The sequence below is a fragment of the Qipengyuania algicida genome, assembly GCF_009828025.1.
GTDB lineage: Bacteria > Pseudomonadota > Alphaproteobacteria > Sphingomonadales > Sphingomonadaceae > Qipengyuania > Qipengyuania algicida.
Genome location: NZ_WTYA01000001.1, coordinates 259,589 through 282,591, shown reverse-complemented (window position 1 = coordinate 282,591; position 23,003 = coordinate 259,589). Strand labels below are relative to the sequence as shown.

Annotated in this window: 24 protein-coding genes and 2 tRNA genes; 12 read left to right on the top strand and 14 right to left on the bottom strand. The window is 63.2% G+C overall.

Annotated features, from left to right (window positions below):
• Positions 1 to 149 precede the first annotated feature (149 nt).
• The 7 genes from GRI58_RS01485 (at position 150) to GRI58_RS01455 (ending at position 6,213) form a co-directional block, all read left to right on the top strand.
• Positions 150 to 656, top strand: a complete 507-nt coding sequence (locus GRI58_RS01485) for a type III secretion system chaperone family protein (RefSeq protein WP_237452003.1) — start codon at positions 150 to 152, stop codon at positions 654 to 656.
• Between the two features lie 163 nt (positions 657 to 819).
• Positions 820 to 1,563: a Bax inhibitor-1/YccA family protein gene (locus tag GRI58_RS01480; RefSeq protein WP_160751774.1), complete on the top strand. Its 744-nt coding sequence runs from the start codon at positions 820 to 822 to the stop codon at positions 1,561 to 1,563.
• Positions 1,564 to 1,718: 155 nt separating this feature from the next.
• Positions 1,719 to 2,633, top strand: coding sequence for a hypothetical protein (locus GRI58_RS01475; RefSeq protein WP_237452002.1), 915 nt, complete (start codon positions 1,719 to 1,721; stop codon positions 2,631 to 2,633).
• 112 nt (positions 2,634 to 2,745) lie between these two features.
• A tRNA-Ala gene (locus GRI58_RS01470) sits at positions 2,746 to 2,821 on the top strand.
• 283 nt (positions 2,822 to 3,104) lie between these two features.
• A complete protein-coding gene (cgtA, locus tag GRI58_RS01465; protein WP_160751773.1) occupies positions 3,105 to 4,172 on the top strand; it encodes an Obg family GTPase CgtA in 1,068 nt (355 codons plus the stop codon).
• Positions 4,157 to 5,287 carry a glutamate 5-kinase gene (gene proB / locus GRI58_RS01460; protein ID WP_160751772.1) on the top strand — a complete coding sequence of 377 codons (1,131 nt, stop codon included), beginning with the start codon at positions 4,157 to 4,159 and terminating at the stop codon, positions 5,285 to 5,287. Before cgtA ends, proB begins: the two co-directional genes overlap by 16 nt.
• Positions 5,287 to 6,213 (top strand): NAD-dependent epimerase/dehydratase family protein, encoded by a 927-nt coding sequence (locus GRI58_RS01455; protein WP_160751771.1) that lies wholly within the window; start codon positions 5,287 to 5,289, stop codon positions 6,211 to 6,213. The genes proB and GRI58_RS01455 overlap by 1 nt, the downstream gene beginning before the upstream one ends.
• Before the next feature lie 13 nt (positions 6,214 to 6,226).
• Here the strand turns inward: GRI58_RS01455 and GRI58_RS01450 are convergent, their stop codons facing one another.
• The 10 genes from GRI58_RS01450 to GRI58_RS01405 form a co-directional block, all read right to left on the bottom strand.
• On the bottom strand, positions 6,227 to 7,003 hold the full coding sequence (locus tag GRI58_RS01450) for a phosphoadenylyl-sulfate reductase (RefSeq protein ID WP_160751770.1): 777 nt from the start codon (positions 7,001 to 7,003) through the stop codon (positions 6,227 to 6,229).
• Complete coding sequence (locus GRI58_RS01445; protein ID WP_160751769.1) at positions 7,000 to 7,434, bottom strand: DUF934 domain-containing protein; 435 nt, start codon at positions 7,432 to 7,434, stop codon at positions 7,000 to 7,002. The genes GRI58_RS01450 and GRI58_RS01445 overlap by 4 nt, the downstream gene beginning before the upstream one ends.
• A complete protein-coding gene (locus tag GRI58_RS01440) occupies positions 7,427 to 9,061 on the bottom strand; it encodes a nitrite/sulfite reductase (protein WP_160751768.1) in 1,635 nt (544 codons plus the stop codon). Before GRI58_RS01440 ends, GRI58_RS01445 begins: the two co-directional genes overlap by 8 nt.
• Positions 9,061 to 9,357: a DUF2849 domain-containing protein gene (locus GRI58_RS01435; protein ID WP_160751767.1), complete on the bottom strand. Its 297-nt coding sequence runs from the start codon at positions 9,355 to 9,357 to the stop codon at positions 9,061 to 9,063. Before GRI58_RS01435 ends, GRI58_RS01440 begins: the two co-directional genes overlap by 1 nt.
• Positions 9,354 to 10,112 (bottom strand): uroporphyrinogen-III C-methyltransferase, encoded by a 759-nt coding sequence (gene cobA / locus GRI58_RS01430; RefSeq protein ID WP_160751974.1) that lies wholly within the window; start codon positions 10,110 to 10,112, stop codon positions 9,354 to 9,356. The genes GRI58_RS01435 and cobA overlap by 4 nt, the downstream gene beginning before the upstream one ends.
• A gap of 102 nt (positions 10,113 to 10,214) precedes the next feature.
• Positions 10,215 to 10,718, bottom strand: coding sequence for a hypothetical protein (locus tag GRI58_RS01425; RefSeq protein ID WP_160751766.1), 504 nt, complete (start codon positions 10,716 to 10,718; stop codon positions 10,215 to 10,217).
• On the bottom strand, positions 10,708 to 11,832 hold the full coding sequence (locus GRI58_RS01420; RefSeq protein WP_160751765.1) for a mechanosensitive ion channel family protein: 1,125 nt from the start codon (positions 11,830 to 11,832) through the stop codon (positions 10,708 to 10,710). Before GRI58_RS01420 ends, GRI58_RS01425 begins: the two co-directional genes overlap by 11 nt.
• Complete coding sequence (gene metC / locus GRI58_RS01415) at positions 11,829 to 13,037, bottom strand: cystathionine beta-lyase (protein ID WP_160751764.1); 1,209 nt, start codon at positions 13,035 to 13,037, stop codon at positions 11,829 to 11,831. The genes GRI58_RS01420 and metC overlap by 4 nt, the downstream gene beginning before the upstream one ends.
• Before the next feature lie 115 nt (positions 13,038 to 13,152).
• Positions 13,153 to 13,977, bottom strand: a complete 825-nt coding sequence (locus GRI58_RS01410) for a sulfurtransferase (protein WP_160751763.1) — start codon at positions 13,975 to 13,977, stop codon at positions 13,153 to 13,155.
• A gap of 28 nt (positions 13,978 to 14,005) precedes the next feature.
• Entirely contained in the window at positions 14,006 to 14,725 is a 720-nt protein-coding gene (locus GRI58_RS01405) for a hypothetical protein (protein ID WP_160751762.1), read from the bottom strand.
• Here GRI58_RS01405 and GRI58_RS01400 point away from each other — a divergent pair.
• From GRI58_RS01400 to fumC, 3 genes are all read left to right on the top strand, one after another.
• Positions 14,691 to 15,215, top strand: a complete 525-nt coding sequence (locus tag GRI58_RS01400) for a hypothetical protein (RefSeq protein ID WP_160751761.1) — start codon at positions 14,691 to 14,693, stop codon at positions 15,213 to 15,215. The two genes, GRI58_RS01405 and GRI58_RS01400, sit on opposite strands and share 35 nt — an antisense overlap.
• 66 nt (positions 15,216 to 15,281) lie before the next feature.
• Positions 15,282 to 15,740: a preQ(1) synthase gene (queF, locus tag GRI58_RS01395; protein WP_160751760.1), complete on the top strand. Its 459-nt coding sequence runs from the start codon at positions 15,282 to 15,284 to the stop codon at positions 15,738 to 15,740.
• Positions 15,737 to 17,128: a class II fumarate hydratase gene (gene fumC, locus GRI58_RS01390; RefSeq protein WP_160751759.1), complete on the top strand. Its 1,392-nt coding sequence runs from the start codon at positions 15,737 to 15,739 to the stop codon at positions 17,126 to 17,128. The genes queF and fumC overlap by 4 nt, the downstream gene beginning before the upstream one ends.
• 316 nt (positions 17,129 to 17,444) lie before the next feature.
• On the opposite strand, the gene GRI58_RS01385 is transcribed toward fumC, so the two are convergent.
• From GRI58_RS01385 to GRI58_RS01370, 4 genes are all read right to left on the bottom strand, one after another.
• A tRNA-Thr gene (locus tag GRI58_RS01385) sits at positions 17,445 to 17,520 on the bottom strand.
• A gap of 73 nt (positions 17,521 to 17,593) precedes the next feature.
• On the bottom strand, positions 17,594 to 19,333 hold the full coding sequence (locus tag GRI58_RS01380; RefSeq protein WP_160751758.1) for a DUF885 domain-containing protein: 1,740 nt from the start codon (positions 19,331 to 19,333) through the stop codon (positions 17,594 to 17,596).
• 39 nt (positions 19,334 to 19,372) lie between these two features.
• On the bottom strand, positions 19,373 to 20,257 hold the full coding sequence (locus GRI58_RS01375) for a hypothetical protein (RefSeq protein ID WP_160751757.1): 885 nt from the start codon (positions 20,255 to 20,257) through the stop codon (positions 19,373 to 19,375).
• The gene (locus tag GRI58_RS01370) at positions 20,254 to 21,570 is read right to left on the bottom strand and encodes a replication-associated recombination protein A (RefSeq protein ID WP_160751756.1); all 1,317 of its coding nucleotides are present in this window, start codon (positions 21,568 to 21,570) and stop codon (positions 20,254 to 20,256) included. Before GRI58_RS01370 ends, GRI58_RS01375 begins: the two co-directional genes overlap by 4 nt.
• Positions 21,571 to 21,966: 396 nt before the next feature.
• Between GRI58_RS01370 and GRI58_RS01365 the strand changes: the two genes are divergently transcribed.
• Positions 21,967 to 22,443, top strand: coding sequence for a PadR family transcriptional regulator (locus GRI58_RS01365; protein ID WP_237452001.1), 477 nt, complete (start codon positions 21,967 to 21,969; stop codon positions 22,441 to 22,443).
• Between the two features lie 59 nt (positions 22,444 to 22,502).
• Positions 22,503 to 23,003 (top strand): hypothetical protein, encoded by a 501-nt coding sequence (locus GRI58_RS01360; RefSeq protein WP_237452000.1) that lies wholly within the window; start codon positions 22,503 to 22,505, stop codon positions 23,001 to 23,003.

Here is a 23,003-nt window from a genome sequence, read left to right as displayed (position 1 = left end):
GCTCGCATCGTTTTGCACAGGCTTTGAACAGGCTTTCCCGCTTGCATCGGGTGCGAATCGAGGTTCTCCCCAAAAGCGTCGCTTCCCCACATTGCCAAGTATGGCGCCATGGCGTCACACACGCGAGCGATGACAGCCACGCAGATCCCATGATGAAAATCGCCAACGATCGTTTCGATGCCGATCAGGACAGCGCTCCGCTGGACATGCTCTCGGCGCTGTTCAAGGCGCACGGCTGGCCGGTGACGTCCGCTGCGGACGAGCTCGCGGGCGAGATCAAAGGCAGCTGGACGACCTATCAGGTCAAGGGTTTGTGGCGAGGGGAGGACAATGTCCTGCAGATCCTCTGCCTGCCTGAGATTCGAATCCCGGCAGAGCAGATGGCGGCGGCGCACGAGCTCGTCACCCTGATCAACGAGCAGATGTGGCTCGGCCATTTCGATATCTGGTCGAGCGGTGGTGTACTGCTCTATCGCAACGGCAATCTTCTTGGTGACGACGGGCTGCTCAGCATTGCCCAGGCGCAGGCGCTGATCGAGACCGCGGTCGAGGAATGCGATCGGTTCTATCCCGCCTTCCAGTTCGTGCTTTGGGGCGGCAAGACCCCGCGCGAAGCTCTCGCAGCGGCTATGGTGGACGCAGCCGGCGAAGCCTGAACTCCGCTACGCTCAGCATCGGTTCATCTGCGATGTCCAAAAGGTGAACGAAGCTTAACGAATATCATCCGGTTTTGCTTGAAATTCGGGCCGCTAAGGGCGATATTCCACTCACTGGCGGAGTTCCTTCCATCCCTCCGCCCAACGGGAGTTAAACAATACCATGGCCGATTGGAACGACACCAAGCAGCGTACGAACTGGAGTTCCGTGCCGCGTGCTGGAGACGCCGTTGCGCGGCGTGAAACCTACGATGCGGGCCTGCGCTCGTACATGCTTTCGATCTACAACTACATGGCTTCGGGCGTGTTGCTGACCGGTATCGTCGCATTGCTGACCGCCCAGAGCGGTCTGGCGGTGACCTTCGCGACCGGTCCGCTGATGTGGCTCGTAGCGCTGTCCCCGCTCGCGATCGTTTTCGCGATGAGCTTCGGGATGAACAAGTTCAGCAAAACCGCGCTTCAGGCGATGTACTGGGGCTTTGCGTTTCTGATGGGCCTTTCGCTGTCGACGATTTTCCTCGTTTACACCGGTGCCTCGATCGCGGCGACATTCTTCGCAACCGCTGGCGCTTTCGCGGGTCTCAGCCTGTTCGGCTACACCACCAAGAAGGATCTGTCGGCTTTCGGCACCTTCCTGATCATGGGTGTCGTTGGTCTGATCATCGCCTCGATCGTCAATATGTTCATGCAGTCTACCGGTCTTGCGCTGGCTATCAGCTTCCTCGGCGTGCTCATCTTCGCGGGCCTCACCGCTTATGACACGCAGAAGCTCAAGCGCATTTATGACCAGGTTCGCGGGACCGAGTTCATGGGTAAGGTCGTGATCATGGGGGCGCTGAACCTCTATCTCGACTTCATCAACATGTTCCTGTTCCTGCTGCGCTTCATGGGCAATTCGCGCGGCTGATCGCACACAGGAATCGTACTGTCGCGCCCGGGGGGTAAGCCACCTCCCGGGCGTTTCCATATCCGCACATGGTGGCTAAAGGTGTGCGCTTCAGGCCCGGTCAATCCGTGAGGGGGGATGGGGCACAGGGGATGCATCGAAGGGTCACGTTTTCCATGAGCCGCACAAGCTTCAATTTTATTCGCCTTGCGGTTGTCTCCGCGGGCCTCACCGTTATCGTCAGTTGCGCGGCGCCGCCACCTCCGCCGCCGCCTCCACCACCACCTCCTCCTCCGGTCGTCGAAGCGGTCCCCTATCGCCCGGTGCCCCCCAGGGGCGCGGCCTATGTCATGGATATTCCCGCGCTGCTGCCCGATGGCCAGCGCGATACTGTGCTCCATGGTATGAGCGATGATGAACGGACGTGGTATTTCCGCTCGGCCTGGAATGTCGCCGCGCTCAATTGCACGGGTGAGCAATACAAACCGATCCTCGATGGGTATGGCACGTTCCTGAAGTCCAACCGGCGCACGCTCGACAAGGTCAACGACAGCATCGATCGTGCTTATCGCGAAAAATTCGGGCGTGGACGCAATGCGATCAAGGCGCGCGAGAAGGTGATGACCAGCGTCTATAATTTCTTCACCCTGCCACCTGTGCGCCAGCCATTCTGCAAGGCTGCGATGGACGTGGCCAGCGACGCGCTGCTCAATCCCAAGATGGACGCGGCGGCGTTTGCATCTGCCGAGCTGCCCAAGATGATGGCGCCGTTCAATGCCTTTTTCGACGACTACCAGCAGTATCAGACGAATTCGGCGGCTTGGGATGCGAAATATGGCGTGCAATACGGCGCCTCGCAGCCCGGCTATGTCGCCGTCCAGCAGGCGCGTGCCGCCGCGCAGCCCACGCCTCAGGCTGGGGTAAGCGGTCCCGAAACGACCACCGCCCAGCCGCTTCAGGCGTCCGGGGCAGTCACCGACCCAACCAGCGGGGCGACCATCCCGGTGGTGCCCGTGAAACCCGAACAGCAATCCAATCCGGTGGTCCAGCCCATCCCCAAGGATCAGCCGAAGGGGTCGTCACAGAAATAGGCGTTCGCCGAGACGGCGCGGCGAGAAAGGTCTTTTCTCTGCCGCCGCGCTTCGCTAATGCGCGCCCTCGCGTTTTTCCGGTTCTGCCGGGGAGGGTGCGAAAACCTGGAACGGGGCCGTAGCTCAGATGGGAGAGCGCGTCGTTCGCAATGACGAGGTCAGGGGTTCGATCCCCCTCGGCTCCACCAGGTTTTACTTCAGGTAAAACCTGGTTTTTTGTTTCACCTCAAGCGCCGGCGGTGCCATCTGGCCCCTTGGCTATCCTCGACCCTGACGGGTCTGCGGGCGCGCAGTAGCGCTTGCGGACCCTTTCGGGTCCGAATGATTGCACTACGAATGTCTGATGCGCTGGATCGGTTCGCGACCAGCCAACCGCTAGGCCGACTGGCCGACCGCAACGCCGACAGGCGTGAGGAAATCGCGCGCACGGATGTGCGTGCGCAAACAAGAAACTCCCGCTAGAGACGTCCCATGCACTTTCTCGACCAAGCCAAGATATTCCTGAAATCCGGCGCGGGTGGTCCCGGAGCGGTCTCGTTCCGGCGGGAGAAATACGTCGAATACGGCGGGCCGGACGGCGGCAACGGGGGAAAGGGCGGGGACATCGTGTTCGAAGCGGTGCCCGGTCTGAACACTTTGATTGACTTTCGTTATGCCCAGCATTTCAAGGCAGCGCGTGGTTCGCATGGCATGGGCAAGGACCGCACCGGGGCCGGGGCGGATGACCTCGTGATCGAAGTGCCTGTAGGGACTCAGGTCCTGTCCGAGGACAAGGACGAAGTGCTCGCCGATTTCACCGAAGTTGGCCAGCGTCTGGTGTTCCTCGAAGGCGGAATGGGCGGGCGCGGCAACGCTAGCTACAAGACGAGCACGAACCGTGCTCCGCGCCAGCACCAGCCGGGGGAACCGGGGGAGGAGATGTGGGTGTGGTTGCGGCTGAAGCTGCTTGCCGATGTCGGCCTCGTCGGCCTGCCCAATGCCGGCAAATCAACCTTTATCAACCAGGTTTCCAACGCGCAGGCCAAGGTCGGCGACTATGCCTTTACGACGCTGGTGCCTAAGCTGGGCGTGGTGCGTCACAAAGGCCGTGAATTCGTGCTTGCGGATATTCCGGGGTTGATTGCGGGCGCAGCGGAAGGGGCGGGGATTGGCGATCGGTTCTTGGGCCATATCGAGCGTTGCCGCGTGCTGATCCACCTAATCGATATATCCGGGACCGATCCGGTCGAAGCGATGCAGATCGTAGAGGAGGAGCTGGCCGCTTATGGTGCCGGGCTCGACGACAAGCCGCGTCTCGTCGCGCTCAACAAGCTCGATCTCGCCGACAGCGAGTTGGGTGAAGGCTTTGCTGACGAACTCAAGGCTGCCGGTGCCGATGAGGTGTTCACTGTTTCGGGTGCAACCGGCGCTGGGGTCGATCGATTGCTCGATGCAGTGCTGGCTTATCTGCCGGAACGCACTTCGACCGAGACCAAGGGAGCCGAAGTCGAAGATACGAGCGGTGATGGTGAGGAAAGCAGCGAATGGTCGCCCCTCTGATCGCTTCGCTTGCCGAGCTGGGCGCAGCACGGCGGTTGGTAGTCAAGGTTGGATCGTCGCTGCTGGTCGAACGCGGAGAGCCGCGCAAGGCATGGCTCGCGAAGCTCGTTTCCGAATTGGCCGGTCTGCGACAGGCAGGCTGTGAGGTAATCGTAGTATCCTCCGGGGCGATCGCGCTGGGTGCTGCGCGGCTGGGCCTCAAGCGCGGCGGACGCGCAAGCCTTTCCGAAGCGCAGGCCGCCGCTTCGGTTGGGCAGGTAGAGCTGGCGCGACTGTGGTCTGAATCGCTTGGCGCACACGATCTGGTCGCGGCGCAAATGCTCGTGACTTTGGACGATCTGGAGGACCGCAGGCGTTATCTCAATGCTGCCGCGACATTCGAGAAGCTGCTTGAGGAAGGCGCAGTCCCGGTCGTGAACGAGAACGATTCGGTCGCTACCGAGGAAATCCGCTTTGGCGACAACGACCGATTGGCGGCGCGCGTTGCGCAGGCTGCGGGCGCGCAGGGCGTGTTGCTGCTGTCGGACGTCGACGGCCTTTATGATCGCGATCCGCGCGAAGCAGGGGCTACGTTGATCGAGACGGTCGATGGGGTGACGCCCGAAATTCTGGCGATGGCCAGCGCGACCTCGTCTTCGGGCCTCGGTTCAGGCGGTATGGCGGCAAAACTGGAAGCGGCGCGTATCGCCGAACGCGCGGGTATCGCGCTGGCAATCGCCAATGGCACTGTTGACGCTCCCTTATCGCGCGCCTTCGCACAGGGTATCGGGACGCTGTTCTTGCCGCAGCGTGGCGGGAGTGCGCGGCAAGCGTGGCTTGGCGGTCGGCTTGCGCCCGTGGGCGTGCTAACCGTCGACGCGGGTTGCGCCGAAGCACTGGCTAACGGGGCAAGCCTGCTCGCGGCGGGCATCACCGAGGTAAACGGCGATTTCCGCCGAGGAGACCTCGTCAGCGTACATAGCGCGAATGGAGATCGCCTCGCGCAGGGGCTGGTTGAATATTCCGCCGAGGAATGCCACGCGATCATCGGCCTCAAGCAGGATCGGCAGGGCGACAAACTCGGTTACGCACCGCGCGCCGCCGTGATACATCGCGATCATTTGGTGTATCTCTGATGGTGGCAAGCGGAACTTTGGCAATAACCGGGGCAACCGGCTTCGTCGGTCAGGCGGTGCTGGATGACGCCGCGCGGCAGGGCGTCGGCGTGCGTGCTCTGACTCGCAAGCCGCAGGCGGAACGCGAGGGGATCACCTGGGTTCACGGCACGCTCGACGATGCCGAGGCTCTCAGGCGGCTTGCTGAGGGCGCGAATGCGATGCTGCACATCGCCGCTCTAACGAACGCCGCGCATCCCACGCAGTTCGAAGCCGCCAATGTCGTAGGCACCGCCGCCGTGATCGAAGCCTGCAAGCAAGCTGGGCTGAAGCGATTGGTTTTCGTGTCGTCGCTTTCCGCTCGTGAGCCCGATCTGTCGGATTATGGTGCCTCCAAGGCGCGGGCCGAGGATCTGGTGCGGGAGAGCGGACTTGACTGGACGATCGTTCGCCCGCCGGCGGTGTATGGCCCGCGTGACAAGGATATGCTCGACCTGTTTCGGGCCGCAAGACTGCGTGTGGTGCCGTTGCCGCCCAAGGGCCGCACATCACTGATCCATGTCGCCGATCTCGCCGACGTACTACTGGCGCTGGTGCCGACGGGGAAGGACGTTTCCGGCAAGCTGTTCGAAGTCGATGATGGACAACCGCAAGGTTACCTGCACCGGGAAATGGCGCGGTTACTCGGTATCGCTGTCGGACGCAGGCGTGTGCTGCCTCTCAACCTGCCAGCACGCCTATTGCACGCGGCTGCACGCGGGGATCGACTGGTGCGGGGTATGAAAGCCAAGCTGACCCCCGATCGGGCGCGCTACATGGTTCATGCCGATTGGGTGTGTGATCCGGTGCTTGCTGCACCGGCAGACCGCTGGCAGCCGCGCATCGGCGCGCGCACGGGCTTTACGGAAACAGCCCGTTGGTATCGCGCCCATGGCTGGCTGAAATGATCAGCGCGCGCGCTTAGAAATAGGGTTGGTCGGCCCCGTCGTCATCGGCTCCCGGCTGGTGGATGCCGCATTCGACCTTGTCCCACCCCGACCAGCGGCCCGAGCGCGGATCTTCGCCTGGCGCGACGCGACTGGTGCAGGGAGAACAGCCGATCGAAGGATAGCCGGCAGCGACCAGCGGATGGCGTGGCAGGTCATGCTGGATGAAATAGCCTTCAATCCGGCTCGCATCCCAATCGATCAACGGATTTATCTTGAGCCGCCCGGCAGCATCGGAGGTGTCGAGCTCGAAGCGGGGCAGATTGGCACGGGTCTTCGACTGGAACGCCTTGCGCCCGGTGAAGCTGGCATCGAACGGTGCCATCGCCTTGGCCAGCGGCTTGACCTTGCGGATCTCGCAGCAACCATCGGGATCATAGGACCATCTGAGGCCGGTCTCGTCCTTGGCTTCAAGTTCGGCGAGTTCGGGATGGAGGATCTGGAGGTTGGTGAGGCCGAGCCGCTCGACCAGCTCGTCGCGATAGGCCAGCGTTTCGGGGAAATGCTTTCCCGTATCGAGGAACATTACCGGAAGAGCTGGGTCGACTTCGGCCAGCAAGTGCAGCAAAACCGCACTTTCCGCGCCGAAGCTCGACACCACGGCCATGTCGTCGATCAGATCGTCGGCGAACAGCGCCGCGAGCATTTCCTGCGTGTCGGAGCCGCGGAACATGCGGTTCAGGCGCACGGCATCATGTTCGGAAAAGCGCGGTGCGGTGTCGAGGCGGTCGATGGGGCGAATAGCATTCATGAGGCAGAACCATGGCGCTTGGCCAAGATCGGCACGCGCGTATCGGCAGCGGGCTGATACACATCCGGCCAACGGCTCAACGCCGCTTCGACATCGTCGGGATCGAGCGGAGCATCGGGTTCGAAGGCGTCGAAGCCGCAACGCCGCATATAGGCGATCTGATCGACCAAAACGTCCCCCACGGCACGTAATTCACCGCCATAGCCTGCCTCGCGCAGGATACGGGCCGAGGAATAGCCACGTCCATCGCCGAAAGCGGGGAAGTTGACCTCGACCAGCGCGATTTGGCCCAGATGAGGGATCAGCGCGCGGGCATCGTCGCCCGGTTCGACCCGCACTGCGCTGGCGTTGGTCTGGTCGAGAAAAGCATCGACCGTCACGGCAGGCTGATCGACCGTCTCATCGCCTCGATAGCGCAGGAAATCAGCCATATAGCGCCTCCTTGAAGGGATCCATGCCGATCCGGCGATAGGTGTCGAGGAAGCGTTCGCCGTCCTGGCGTTCGCGCAGATAGATGTCGGCGGCGGTTTCGACCGCATCGACGATCCCAGCCTCGTCGAAGCCGGGGCCGGTGATCTTGGCGAGGCTGACGTCTTCCGCTTCGCTTCCGCCGAGCAGGAGCTGGTAATTTTCCACCCCCTTCCGATCCACGCCGAGGATGCCGATATGGCCAGCATGGTGGTGCCCGCAGGCGTTGATGCAGCCGGAAATCTTCAGCTTCAGCTGCCCCAATGCCTCGGTCTTGCCCGAGGCGGCGAAGCGTTCGGAAATCTGCTGCGCGATGGGGATCGAGCGGGCGTTGGCGAGGCTGCAATAATCGAGGCCGGGGCAGGCAATGATATCTTCCACCGTGCCAAGGTTGGGGCTGCCGAGCCCCGCGGCGTCGAGCGCGGTCCACAGGTTATGGAGATCGGCTTTGCGCACATGCGGCAACACGATGTTCTGCGTGTGCATCACCCGTAGTTCGTCAAAGCTGTAGTTGCGCGCGAGATCGGCCATCAGATGCATCTGTTCCGCCGTCGCGTCGCCGGGGATGCCGCCCACCGGCTTCAGGCTGATGACGGCGGACGTGTAGCCGGGGGCCTTGTGCGCCACCGTGTTGCGATCGAGCCACAGCGCGAAATCGGAATCGCTGCGGTCGATATCGGCGCCTGCATCGCTGGCAAAGGCGGGATCGACGAAGAAGGTCTTGATCCGCTCCAGTTCGGCGAGCGGTGGCTCGACACCCTGTTCGAGCAGATGCGCGAATTCGGCGTCCACCTGCCGCGCATATTCCTCCGCGCCCATTTCATGGACCAGGATCTTGATGCGCGCCTTGTACTTGTTGTCGCGCCTGCCGTAACGATTGTAGACCCTCAGACACGCCTCGGCATAGGTGACGAGCTGGTCGAGTGGCACGAATTCGCGAATCAATGGTGCGATCATCGGTGTGCGGCCCATGCCACCACCGACATAGAAGGCCGCACCCAGTTCACCGGAGTCGTTGCGAAGGATGTTGATCCCGATGTCGTGCAGCCGCATCGCCGCGCGGTCGGTGTCGGAGGCGATTACCGCGATCTTGAATTTGCGCGGGAGATAGCTGAACTCGGGATGGAAGCTCGACCATTGCCGCAACAGTTCGGCGTAAGGTCGCGGATCGACACGCTCGTCCGCCGCGGCCCCGGCAAAATGGTCGGAGCTGATGTTGCGGATGCAATTGCCGCTCGTCTGGATGGCGTGCATTTCGACCTTGGCCAGATCGGCGAGGATATCGGCGGCATCCTCCAGCTTGATCCAGTTGTACTGGATGTTCTGGCGCGTGGTGAAATGCCCGTATCCCCGATCATACGTGTCGGCGATGTCCGCCAGCGCGTGCATCTGGCGCCCGTTGAGCGTGCCATAGGGAATGGCGACGCGCAGCATGTAGGCGTGGAGCTGGAGATAGAGCCCGTTCATCAGCCGCAAGGGCTTGAACTGGTCCTCGGTCAGCTGGCCTTCTAGACGGCGGCGGGCCTGGTCGCGGAATTCCTCCACCCGGGCATCGACCATCGCCTGATCGTAGTGGTCATATTGGTACATCAGATCACCCAGTTGCCGATTTCGGGATCGGCAGGCTTGAGGGTCAGGTCGGGGCGCACGGTTGGGCCGAGCGCGCGGACGCGGTCCTTGATATGCGCGGGACGGGGGCTGCCATCTTGCAGTTCGGCATCAATCGCATTGGGCGCGTTGACACGCCGCGCTGATTCCTCGCGGCGGGCGATTTCATCTTCGCTCCCGGACACATCGGCCGCATCCTCGACATGGAGCGACCAGTCACTGCCGGTCCACCAGGTCACCGCGCCGGTCTTGAGATCATTGCCGGTCAGCAGCCTCATCGCGCGTCCTCCCGCGCCAGAGCGGCCACCGCCGCGTCTTCTCGCGCGGTCACTTCGCCGATCACGATCAGTGCGGGGCTGATCACCTGCTTGCGCTCGACGAGTTCGGGCAAGCCCGCGAGCAGTCCGCGCAACACCCGCATTTGCGGACGCGCGGCATTCTCGATCACAGCCACCGGCATGTCCGGTGCGAGCCCGTCTTCCATCAGCTTCTCCGCGATTTGCGGGGCGGTCTTCACGCCCATGTAGATCACCAGCGTGCGCCCCTTGCCGGCAAGGCCGCGCCAGTCCTGGTCGCTCAACCCCTTGCACTGACCCGCCACGAACGTGACGATCGAGGAGGCATCGCGATGCGTCAGCGCGATTTGCGCGGCGGCCGCGGCACCATTGGCCGCGCTGATGCCGGGCACGATCTCGACCGGAACGCCAGCGGCGCGCGCGGCTTCCGCTTCCTCGCCACCGCGCCCGAAGACCAACGGATCGCCACCCTTGAGGCGCACGACGTCCTGTCCAGCGCACGCTGAGCGGATTAGCAGGGCGTTGATTTCGTCCTGCGGCAAGGTGTGATGCGCGCGGCGCTTGGCAACCGAGATCAGTTGCGCCTCTGGCGAAGCGAGAGCCAGCACCTGCGGATCGATCAGCCCGTCATGCACGATCAATTCGGCGCTTTCGATCAGCCGTGCGGCGCGCAGCGTCAGCAGGTCCGGTTCGCCCGGCCCGGCGCCAACGAGATAGAGAGTGCCTGTTCCTGTCATGGTGCCAAACTGGCGGCTGACGCGATTCAGTGCCAATCAGAATGGCTGCGCGGGCGGACAGCTTTGGTTTTGAAATTCGCCCTACTCAGCCAGAAAGCTGCGCTATTGCGAACGGTCGCGATAGATTTCGTTGAGTTTGCGACGATTATTCAGGCAATTGGCCTCAAACATGGTAGCTAGAATACCGCCAATGGCTGCTGCTGCGATATAGAGGGCTGTAGCAAGCGGGGTGAAACGTGCGCCCGTGAGTCCTACGCCGAAACCAGCCGACCATGGGGATGGAAGCAAGCCCAGTGTCAGCAGCATTGCCAGCACGCAGGCGGTCCCGTCGGCGGCCAGCGCATTGCGCCCCGCCATCGGCCATAGCCTGCGCCGCAATATCAGGGCAGTGCCCATCGCGATCCCTATGGCAAGCTTGGCCCATGGAGAAACGGCATCTGCAATGGCGAAGATTGCGCCTGCACCGCGCGCTCCGCTGACCACGCGGGCAATGCCGCCCAACCAGATGAAGGCGCAGGACAGATAGATCGCCGCCGCCCAGGCGATTACCCAGCCGAACAGGAAGCACTTGAGCGTACCGGGGCCTTTCGGCCGACTAATCCGCATCCTTGTCCTTCACGCCATCGGGCGAATTGTCCGCCGCAACACGCGCTGCCAGCGCGTCAATCAGCCGTTCAAACTGATCGTTGTTGCGCAGGTTTATGTCGCGCTGCGGGAAGGGGATTTCGACATCGGCTTCCTTGAACAGCCACCATAGCTTCTTGAGTACGGCAGACTGGACGTTGCTGACCCCCTCTTCCGGGTCCGAAATCCAGCAATTGATGCTGAAATTGACCGAGCTGTCGCCATATTCCTTGAGCCACACGATCGGCGGCGGTGACTTGAGCACGCGGTCGCAGCTTTTCGCGGCTTCCAGCATCAGCTTTTCGGCCACGTTCAAATCGGCGTTGTAGCTGACCCCCACTGGAACGTGAACGCGCACATTCTTGCTCGAATAGGACCAGTTTTCGACCTGATTGATCATCAGGTTCTCGTTCGGGATGAGATATTCCTTCTGATCGCGCGTGACGAGGCTGACCGCGCGCACCCCGATCTTGCGGATTTGTCCGAAAGTGGAATTCCCGGCCTGATCGGCGATGGCGATGACGTCACCGGGTTTGATCGACTTGTCCATCAGCAGGATAATCCCGGCGATCAGATTACCGAAGGTCTTCTGGAGGCCGAAACCGATGGCGAGGCCGAAGGCGCCCGAAAACACCGCCAGCGCGGTCAGGTCGATACCGAGCAGGTCGATCCCGAGGAAAAAAGCGGACGACCAGATGGCGATGCTGACCAGCTTTTCGGCCAGCAATTGCTGTGTGCTGTCGAGCTTGGTGATCCGCTTGAGAATCGTATTGCCGAGCCTGCTGCCGAGCCGCCCGATCATGTAGCACAGCACGATCACGCCGAGGACGATGATCACATCCCAAACCGACAGGTGGAACTTGCCGATGTTGATCGCCCAACTGTCGAGCGTGTTGACGAGATCGCCGATGGTTTCGCTCTTTTGCGAGACCGCCTGCTTGATTTCCTGTGCGGCGGCGACCTGCCCCTGATTGGCGAGAGGCTGGGCGAGGCTCCACGCCTGTTCAGCCGGTGGCCCGGAGGGGCTCGCGGTCGGACTCGCGCTCGCCGTGGGCGAAGCGCTGGCGGCCGCGGCAGCGAGAGCGGCAAACGTCATGCGCGCGCCACGGCGGCAAAACCGCGTTCGAGGTCGGCGATCAAATCGTCAGGTTCTTCGAGGCCGATCGAGAGGCGGATGGCGAAGCGATCACTTTCATCCCATTCGGGCTTCGGCCAGCGTGTCGCGGTGCGCGAACCATCGATCCCGACCGGGGTCGCAAGGCTTTCGAAACCACCCCAGCTATAACCGATTCCGAACAGCTCGAGCGCGTCGATCAGGCGGCAGCGCGCCGCATCGTCGCCGCCCTTGAGCACGAAGCTGAACAAGCCGCACCCGCCAGTGAAATCGCGCTTCCATAGCTCGTGGCCGGGTGCGCCCGGGAGCATCGGGCACAGCACATGGGCGACTTCGGGGCGCTGATCGAGCCAGTGGGCGATCTTCAGCGCGCTCGCAGTGCAGCGATCCAGCCGAACGCCCATCGTGCGCAAGCCGCGCAGGGCGAGCGCAGCGTCGTCGGGAGACACCACTTGCCCAAGTTCCTGAGAGACATGCCGCAGCTTGGCGTACAAGCCTTGCGAAGCGGCGCTGACCGATCCCATCATAAGGTCGGAATGGCCGCCGACGTGCTTGGTCAGCGCCTGGATGGAAATGTCACAGCCGTGGGCAAAGGCCGCAAAGCCGAGCGGCCCGGCCCAGGTGTTGTCGATCAGCACGCAGGCCTGATGGTCCTTGGCGATGGCCGCCAGTGCAGGCACGTCGCACACTTCCATCGTCAGGCTGCCGGGATTTTCGAGCAGCACCGCGCGGGTGCGCTCGCAGAACAATCCGGCAAAGCCATCGAGGTCGAGCGGGTCGAAGAAGCGCGCTTCCACGCCCATGCGCTTGAGCAGCCCGGTCGCGATGTGGCGGCTGGGGTCATAGGCGTTGTCGCACACCAGCAGCACGTCGCCCGGGCCGACCACCGACAGCAATGCGCCTGCGATCGCCGCAACGCCGCTGGGATACAGCACGGTCCCGTGGGCACCGGGTTCGATTTCGGTCAATGCGTCGCTCAGCGCCCACTGGGTTGGCGAACCGCGCCGGCCGTAGAAGAACTGCCCATCGCGGTTGGATTTGGGTGCTTCGCGCAGCGCGGCGCAATCGTCATACAGATGCGTGCTGGCGCGGTAGACCGGCGGGTTGACGACATGCGGATCGTTGCTGCGCCCGGACGTCACCAGCCGGGTTGCGGTAGTCTGAGATTGGTCCGTGCCGCCTGCCATTGTTTCTCCGCTGGATGCTCGTGGATGGTAGCCGGAGTATCCGACTATGTGCCTGAATGGCTGTCCTAGGGGGAAGCGGGCGGTTTCGGCAAGCGCGGGGTTGCGGTTTTGCGCGTCAGCCCGCTGTGCCGAGAGCCTTGGGCAGATCAGGATCGGCGCCCCATTCGGCCCAGCTTCCGTCATAGAGCGCGGCCTCGTTGCCGATGAGGTGCAGCGCGAAGGCGAGCACGGCGGCGGTCATGCCCGAATTGCAACTGGTGACGACTGGCGCAACTATGTCGATCCCGGCGCTGTCAAACAGCGCTTTCAGCTCGGCAGGGTTCTTGTAGGTTCCGTCGTCGTCGAACAAATCGCGGTACCACAGATGGCGGGCGCCGGGGATATGACCGCCTTCGGCCTCGATCCCGCCGAAACGCCCGGCATCGCGGGCGTCCACCACCTGTTCGATGCCACTGTCGCAATTGGCCAGCATGGCCTGCTTGTCGCGCAGTGCGCCGGTAAAATCGGATGGGGGATAGAGGCCGGGGGCAAAGTCAGCCTTTCCGGTTTCTGTCGGTTTGCTCTCTGCGAGCCATTTGCCCAGACCGCCATCAAGGATCGCAATATCGGTCAGGCCATAGCCGCGTAGCAGGAACCATGCCCGGGCGGCGCTGGCAATGGCGCTGTCATCGTACAGCACCACGCGCGCGCCGGGATTGATCCCGAGCCCGCTCAGATGGATGGCTGCCTGCATCGCGCCGGGCGCAGTGTTGACCACCGCTGCATCCGGGTCGGAAAAGCGCGGCATGTTGAAGAAACGCGCGCCGGGGATATGCGCGGTGAGGAATTCCTCGCCCGCATCGCGCCCGGCATCGGGCAAATGCTTGCTGGCATCGAGCACAACCAGATCGGCATCGCCGAGATGCGCGTTCAGCCAATCAGTGGAAACGAGCGACTCCATGGCCTTGCTTGTAGACCTGGCCCGAAGATCAGTCGAGCGCGCGCTGGATCAGCGGTTCGTAACTGCGCGGCGGCTCGTCGATCCGGAAGGGTTGCGGGCGGGTCGCTCCGGGCGCGCCTTGCCCGATGACGTAGGTTTTCGCCAGCGGAGCAGCATTGCTCGCGCTCGCCCGGGCACGAAGCAGCGGGACGAGCACTCCCACCGCGCCTTGCTGAATGATCGCTGCCTGCGCGAGCGGCAATTGCAGGCGGCCCTCGAAGCGCTGGCTCTGGCCGGGGCCTAGCCGGGCGGCGGAATGGCGCGCGGGCAGGGCAGTATCGCGCGCGGCGAGCTGGTTGGCGAGCGGACGGTCGTTGCTGGCTGAGACGAGGTCGGCCTCTACCGTTGCGTTCTCCAGCGCGCGACCCAGCCGGTTGCGCAAGGTGACACGATAATCGACAGTCACATTCATGAAGCTGCGGCTGAGGCGGATCGCCTCGACCTGCAACGCCAGCGCTTCGCTCTCAGCTTCGGCGGAAACTGCGGGGGCATCTGGCAACGCGTCCTGCGTATCGCGGTGCACGATGGGAGGTTCGATGGGTGCCGGCGCGTCCTCGCGGCGACGACGCAGGAAGACGAATGCGCCCCCTGCGACGAGCAGTGCGGCAAACCCGAGGAGCCACGGAAGCAGGCCACTCGAATTGGAGCTGTCCGCAATCGGGCTGGCTTGAGGTGTGGGCGCGACCGGCAGCGCCGAAGCGGTCGGCATCGGCGTTACGCTAGGCGTTGCAAGCGGTGCGGGCGCGGGCGATGGCGAGCTGTTCGGCGGCGGAGCTGCTTCTGACGATTCCTGCACGCGCGGACGCTGTTGCGGCCTCGCACTGGTGGCAGGCAATGGTGTCGGCCGCGCACGCGGGCTTGCGGTTGGCGACGGGCGGACGGACTTCGGGGGTACCGCCGTCAGCAGCGGGGGAACCACGGTCGGTAACGGGGTTGGCGTGGCAGTTGGAATCGCTTTTGGGCGTATCTGGATCGCGCCGTCAGTCACCACCGGTCCCTGCACGTTCGGGCTGGGGGTCGGTGTGGGCGCAGGCTGCAAGGAAAAGTCGTTCGCCGATTGCGCGAATGCCGCACCGCCGAGCGCAGCGGTGGAAACCGCAAGGGACAGGAGAGGAAGGCGAAGGCGCGCTGTCATGGTTTCCGAAGCAAAAATGGTACGCTGTGTTGCGCAAGGCGCATCGCGAGGGCGCGCTGAATAGGACCTGACCCGCCTGCTTGCCAAGCCATCGCTTGCACCCCGCGCGCAATCGCGGCAGGAGCGCGGCATGGAAGGCACAGACACCCCCAAATTCCTCGGCCAGTCGAGCCCGCTACCCGCTTCGCCGGAAGATGCCGAACTCGATTATGTACCCAATCCGCGCAAGGGCGAGCTGTATATGGTGCGCTTTGCTGCGCCCGAGTTCACCTCGCTCTGCCCGGTTACCGGCCAGCCAGATTTCGCGCATCTGGTGCTCGACTACGCGCCGGGCGAGACGATCGTCGAATCGAAAAGTCTCAAGCTGTTCCTCGGCTCTTTCCGCAACCATTGCGGCTTCCACGAGGATGTGACGGTTGGCATCGGCAAGCGGTTGTTCGACGAGATGAAACCGCGCTGGCTTCGCATCGGCGGATATTGGTATCCGCGCGGCGGCATCCCGATCGACGTGTTCTGGCAGAGCGGCGCACCGCCTGAAGGTTTGTGGCTCCCCGATCAGGGCGTCGCGTCTTATCGGGGGCGGGGATGAGCGAGATGCGCACCGAAACCGACTCGATGGGCGCCATCGAAGTGCCCGCCGATCACCTCTGGGGCGCGCAGACACAGCGCAGCTCGGAGAACTTTCGTATCGGCGGCGAACATCTGCCGATCCCGCTGATCCGCGCACTCGGTATCATCAAACGCGCCGCCGCCGAGGCCAATCGCCAGCTGGGCGAGCTGGATGGCACGCTGGCGGACGCCATCGTCACCGCCGCGCAGGAAGTTATCGACGGCAAGCTCGACAATGAATTCCCGCTGGTGGTGTGGCAGACCGGGTCCGGCACGCAATCGAACATGAATGCCAACGAAGTGATCGCCAATCGCGCAATCCAATTGCTTGGCGGTGACATCGGTTCGAAAACGCCGGTCCATCCCAACGATCACGTCAACAAGAGCCAAAGCTCGAACGACACCTTCCCCAGCGCGATCCATATTGCCGCCGCGCGCGAGATCACCGGCCATTTGCTGCCCGCGCTCGAAGCGATGCAGGCCGAACTCGCTGCCAAGGCCGAGCAGTGGTCCGATATCGTCAAGATCGGTCGCACTCATACGCAGGACGCAACTCCGCTGACGCTGGGGCAGGAGTTTTCCGGTTATGCCGCGCAACTCGCCAGCGGGATTGATCGCATTCGGTTGACACTGCCGGGCCTGTACCAGCTCGCGCAGGGCGGAACCGCTGTCGGCACCGGTCTCAACACGCCCGATGGTTTCCCCGAGGCGGTTGCCGAGCGCATCGCCGCTATTACTGGCCTGCCCTTCGTTACCGCGCCTAACAAGTTCGAAGCGCTGGCGAGCCAGGACGCGCTGGTGTTCGCGCATGGCGCGCTCAACGCGCTCGCCGCCGCGCTCTACAAGATCGCCAACGATATCCGCTTCCTCGGCTCCGGCCCGCGTTCGGGACTGGGCGAGCTGGCGCTGCCAGAGAACGAACCGGGCAGTTCGATCATGCCGGGCAAGGTCAATCCAACCCAATGCGAGGCGATGACGCAGGTCGCAATCGAGGTGTTTGGCAACCATGCTGCGCTGACCTTCGCCGACAGCCAGGGACAGTTCGAGCTCAACACCTATCGCCCGCTGATGGCGTGGAATTTCCTGCGCTCGGTGCGGTTGCTGGGCGATGTGGCATCAAGCTTTTCCGAGCACCTGCTGGTTGGCCTGGAACCGCGCCGCGACAATATCGCGAAGGGCGTCGAAAACTCGCTGATGCTGGTAACAGCGCTTGCACCCGCGATCGGTTACGACAAGGCCGCCGCCATCGCCAAGACCGCGCACAAAGAAGGTCTGACCTTGCGCGAAGCGGCGCTGAACAGCGGCGACATCAGCGCGGAAGATTTCGACAGGCTGGTGCGGCCGGAAGATATGGTGGGAAAGCGGTAGTCGCTGTTCTACTCGCGCAATGCGATGTGCGCCCGCGGATGCGGCATGTCTTCAAAACGCTGCCGTCGATCGCGTGGACGGTTGCCTTCCAAGAAGCCTTGCCCGTCCGCTCAAGCGTCATGTAGCCGAACTTGTCGATCATCGATGAGAACTGCCGAACTGCTGTATCGGGGGCTGGCGTGACACCGGGCGGACGCCGCTTGGTCTGCGGTACGATACTATCGAGCCAAAACGTGCCACGCAGGCGCGTTTCAGGTCGTGCTGAGTGGCGCGATCCGAAAACGTCCAATAAGTGTCTGTAATGTATAGATAATAATGGTGCCGGCTGGAGGATTCGAACCCCCGGCCTGATGATTACAAATCAACTGCTCTACCAACTGAGCTAAGCCGGCTTGCCCATGCGAAGGCCGGAGCCTTTGCCGCAGCGCGCGGCAAAGGTCCAGCCCTAGATTATCCCGTTTGCGATCAGAAGACCGTACGCGGGGTGTCCTCGTTCATCATCATCTCGCGTACCAGCGGCACCGGTGGGCCGCCGAAGCTCAGGAACTGGTCGTGAAATGCCTTCCACGCCTTGCGACCGCCGCGCGTGGCGGTCCAGTCGGCGCGCAGTTTCATGATCAGCAGCTTGTTGAGCGTGTAGTTGAGATATTCCGGGTCGTAAGTGCCCCGCGCCGCCTGCTGGGTGGCGTTGCCTTCGTCCTGATAGCACTGGTCCATAAACAGCTGCTTCGATTGCTCCTGCGTCATGCCGCGCGCGTGCAGGCCGATCGCGGAAATGAACCGGCAATCGCGCAGCAGGGCGTTGGACAGCTGGCCGATATGCACTTCGGGCGCGCCATTGCCGAGGCCTGCGTCCCACATCATCTGTTCGGTGTAGTGCGCCCATCCTTCGGCGAAGCCATATCCCACAAACAGCCGCCCGACGAGCGAGGGCGCGCGGTTGGAATGGAGGAACTGGACGAAATGACCCGGCATTACCTCGTGGACCGAGGTGAACAGCAGATCGTCCTTGCCCGGGATATAGGCCTCTTGCACCGCCTTGGACCAGCTGGGGTCGGGGGGTGAGATGTAATAGATCGAGGGGATGCCCTTCTCGAAGGGTCCCGGCGGATCGATGTAGGCGGAGTTCTGCCGGTTATAGGGCGGGCTTTCTTCCACCAGCGCCTTTTCCGTGCCGGGAATGGTGACGAGATCGTGGCTCTTCACGAAGGCGGTCAGCTCGGGGATCTGGCGGCGCGCTTCGGCCACCGGCCCATCGGCAGGCTTGTCGGCCGCCATCTTGGCGATGCAGTCCGGGATCGACTGGCCCGGAGCATATTGCTTACACGCATCTCTCAGCGCCGCCTGATTGCGGGCGAGATCGTCACGTGCGACCTTTTCCAGCTGGTCGAGCGGAATATCGACCAGCTCTGTGTCCTTGAGCATCTTGCTGAAGCGTGCCGGCCCGAGCGCGAAATCCTGCGTTGCGCTGGCCTGCTGGCCCTTCATCCACTCGGTAAGGCTGGCCATCGCGGCCGATGCCTTGGCCGAGGCATCCTTGAACTGCGCCTGCAGCGCCGGATCCTGCACATCGGCGAAGGCGGCGCGGGCATCGCCCTTGTAGTAATCGGCAAAGCCGCCAAACGCCGCGACGCCGTATTTGACGAAGCTTTCGGGCATCGGGGTCTTGAGGTTGGCGCGGATATTGGCGGCGGCCTGCGGTATCGCGTTGAAGAACGATATCATCGCCTTCATCCGCGTCGCCTTGTCCGCATAGTTGCGGCTGACATAGACGTTGGGATCGAGCCCGCCGCCGACATACCATGCCGGGTTGGTGTGCGGATAATCGGCATCGGTCAGGAAGAACAGCTGTCCGCGCGCGACACTGACGAGATAATCGCGTTCGAACGCTTCTTCGCGCGTGAGATCTTCAAAGGAATTGGCCCGCGCGATGGTGCCCCGCAGGAAATCGGCCTTGGCCTCAAGTCCCGCCGCGCTCCAGTCGGGCAGCTTGCCATCCTGCGCGTGATCGCCCTGATAGACCGCGAAGGCTGGGTCGATGGCGAGCCATTTGTCGATCGTGGTCTTTTCGAAATCGCTCCAGCTCTGCGCCACCCGTGCGACGGGCGCGGAGGGCGCGGTCTGGGCGGTTTCGGGGGGCAAGGTGGTTGCGGCGCAACCGCTCAGCGCGAGCGCGGCGGTAGCGGCGAGAAAGGTCGATTTCATTACTATAAATCCCTCCAGTCCGGTTTAGGCCAATCTGGCCTAGGCGGCACCGAAGGTCCACCCCTCGGTGTGCGCGATTTCTGGTGTGAGCCCGGCAGGCTGCCACAATTCGGGGCGGCTTGCAGCCCGGCGCAACCATGCCGCCGTGACCAGCGCATCGGCGCGATGATCGTCGAGCGGTCCATTCCAATCGACCGGCGGGGAATCGAGCTGAGTGAGCGCGTGATTGAGCGAGGCAGCGTCACGCATCTTGGCTCGCGCGGCGCTGCGTCCGGCCTCCATCGCTGCGAGCGTGGTGTAGATTTCCGTCACCACCGGCCCAGCGGCAGGTAGCGGGTCCACAGGCCAGACCGGGACCGTTCCGCCGAGTTGATGAAGGAGCCGCATCCCCGTCAGGCTCGACTTGCCGACCTGCGCTGCGCCGACGAGGTTGAAGTTAGAATAAGGCTTGCAACCCATCGCCGCCTGCGCCTGTTCGGCCACCCGAAAGCGCCCGCGGCCATGCGCGGCATTGTCGCAGCGGAAATGGCCCCCCTCACGCCCACCGTGTCGCCGGAAATAGGGCGCGAAATCGGGATGATCTACGAAGCTGTTGGCGCCGAGGTGCGGATCGTTTGCGCAGACCTCGTCGATCAGCGCCCAAAGCGATCGCGCATCGGGTGGGCCACCTTCCAGACCGGGGAAGAACGCACCGCAATCGACGAAAGGCAAGCTGATACCGAGGTCCATGCCGACCAATACGTCGTCCTCAAGCGTACCGAGCAGGCCGAGCACTTCAAGCCGGGACCAGCGATGCCCAGGACGGATCAGGCGAGGCGCGCCACCTGCCACGTCGGTTTCGGCCAGAGCGATCCCGCGATGGCGCTCTCCCGCTGCGCCCGACCAGTCGATTGCGATGAAGCGGGTGAAGCGTTCGGGCGTCACCCGCGCTCGCGCCTGAGCTTGTCCCAATACTCCAGCCGCTTGGCGATCTCACGCTCGAACCCACGCTCGACCGGCTGGTAATAACGCTGAGGCTCCATTTCTTCGGGCCAGTAATTGTCGCCCGAAAAACCCTCGTCGGCATTGTGGTCGTAGGTATAGCCTGCGCCATGGCCGATGTCCTTCATCAGCTTGGTTGGCGCGTTGAGGATGTTTTGCGGCGGCATCAGGCTGCCGGTTTCTTTGGCGCTGCGAAAGGCGGCTTTTTGCGCGGCATAGACCGCGTTCGATTTGGGCGCGCTGGCGAGGTAGAGACAGGCCTGCACCAGCGCCAGCTCGCCCTCGGGGCTGCCGAGGAATTCATACGCATCCTTGGCCGCCATGCACTGGATAAGCGCATGAGGGTCGGCGAGGCCGATGTCCTCCACCGCCATGCGGATCAGCCGCCGGGCAAGAAAACGCGGCTCTTCCCCCGCGACCAGCATCCGCGCGAGGTAATAGAGCGCGGCCTGCGGGTCCGAGCCGCGCACCGATTTGTGGAGCGCGGAGATGAGGTTGTAATGCCCTTCGCGATCCTTGTCGTACACCGCCACCCGCCGTTGCAGGAAGCTGCCGAGCCCCGCCGGATCGAGCGGCTCGGCGATCCCGGCGTTGTACAGCGTTTCGGCCTGGTTGAGCAGAAAGCGTCCGTCGCCATCGGCGCTGGCGATCAGCGCGTTGCGTGCCGTGTCCGTCAGGGGAAGGGAGCCTTCCAGTTCCTCCGCGCGGTCGAGAAGCTGGCCGAGCGCCGCTGCGTCGAGGCGGTGGAGGATCAGGACTTGCGCGCGGCTCAGCAGCGCGGCGTTGAGCGCAAAGCTGGGGTTCTCGGTCGTGGCGCCGACCAGCGTCACCGTGCCGCGTTCGACGAAGGGCAGGAAACCGTCCTGCTGCGCGCGATTGAAACGGTGGATCTCGTCCACGAACAGCAGCGTGCGCTGCCCTGCCTCCGCCGCACGGTCGGCCTCGGCAAAGGCCTTCTTGAGGTCCGCGACGCCGGAAAACACCGCGCTGACGCTGGCAAAGCGCATCCCCACGCTTGCGGCCAGCAGCCGGGCAATGGTGGTCTTGCCGGTGCCGGGCGGCCCCCACAGGATCATGCTCGAAAGCCTTCCCGCCGCGACCATCCGCCCGATTGCGCCTTCGGGACCAGTCAGGTGATCCTGTCCCACGACCTCGGCAAGTTCGCCCGGGCGCAGCCGGTCGGCCAGCGGCGCATCCTCGCGCGGAATATCTTGCTTGGGTGCGGGCGAAGTATCGTCGGCAAAAAGGTCAGCCATGACCGCTATCTAAACCAGTTGCGGGAAATTTGCAGAGGGGACTTGCTAGATCGATAATAAGATATATCGTAGATGCATCGTAAGACTCATTAGGAATATTTTATGTATAGACAGCACAGGCATCACGATGACGGCGGCGGTTGCGGTCGCGAGCGTCACCCCCGTGATAGGCGCGGTCGAAGATGGCGGGGTATGGGCCGTTTCGCCGCTATGAGCGGTCGTGAAGGATCTGGCGGCGGCGGATTTTTCGGCCCCGACGGCCCTTTCGGACCTTCCGGCTTCTTTGGCCCGGACGGGGTATTCGGGCCTCGCGGGCCTTTTGGTCCGGATGGCCCCTTCAGCGACGGTGGCAGGCAGCATCGCCATAATCATGGTGGGCGTAGGCGGCGCGGTCGAATGTTCGCGCAAGGCGAACTGCGGCTGTTGCTGCTCAGCCTGATCGCGGACGAACCGCGCCATGGTTACGAGCTCATCAAGGCAATCGAGGAGATGACCGGCGACGGGTATTCACCCAGTCCGGGCACGATCTACCCGACACTGTCCCTGCTCGAAGACGAAGGCCTGATTCGCGAGGTGTCCGGTTCGGATGAGCCACGCAAGGCGTTCGAGGTTACCGACAAGGGCCGTGAGGAACTGACAGAGCGTGCAGACGAGGTTGCTGAAATGCGCGAACGCTTCGCCCGCCGGGCGGAAGCAGCCGAGCAGCAGGCCGAAAAGGGTCGCGCCTATGCGACGCCCGAAATGTTCCGCGCGCTCGGCAACCTCGCCAGCGTGCTCAAGAACAAGGCCCGTTCGGGCGATCTGGGCGACGAAACCATCGAGCAGATCGTCGATCTGGTCGACGATCTCGCGCGCAAGATCGAGCGCCTTTGACAGGGGCAAACCCCGTGCTACTTTCCTCCGCGGTGTCGCAGCTGCCGGGAGGGAATGGCATGGATAGTGAGACCAAACCGTTTATCGAAACATCGGATGAACCCGCCTCGCGCTTTCGCGGGGCGCCATGGCATTTGTGGGTCGTAGGGGTGCTCGCGCTGCTGTGGAATTCGTTCGGCGCGAACGATTATCTCCAGACACAGATGGGCAACCTGGCATATTTCGAGAAGACGCTGGGCGAATCCATGGGTGTCAGCGCCGTTCAGGCGATGGAGTATTTCCGTGGCTTCCCCGGCTGGCTGGTGGCGTTCTGGGCGCTTGGCGTATGGGGCGCGGTGCTGGGATCGATCCTGTTGCTGCTGCGCTCGCGCTGGGCCGATCCGGCTTTCGTCGCCTCGCTCGTCGGCCTGGGCGTGACCACCGCGTATCAGGAATTTTCGTCAGCGCCCGCGTGGGTCAAATCGAACACCAATGTGACGATGAGCATCGTCATCTGGTCGATTGCGGTATTCCTGCTGATCTATGCCGCCAGCATGCGGCGCAAGGGTGTGCTGAAATAG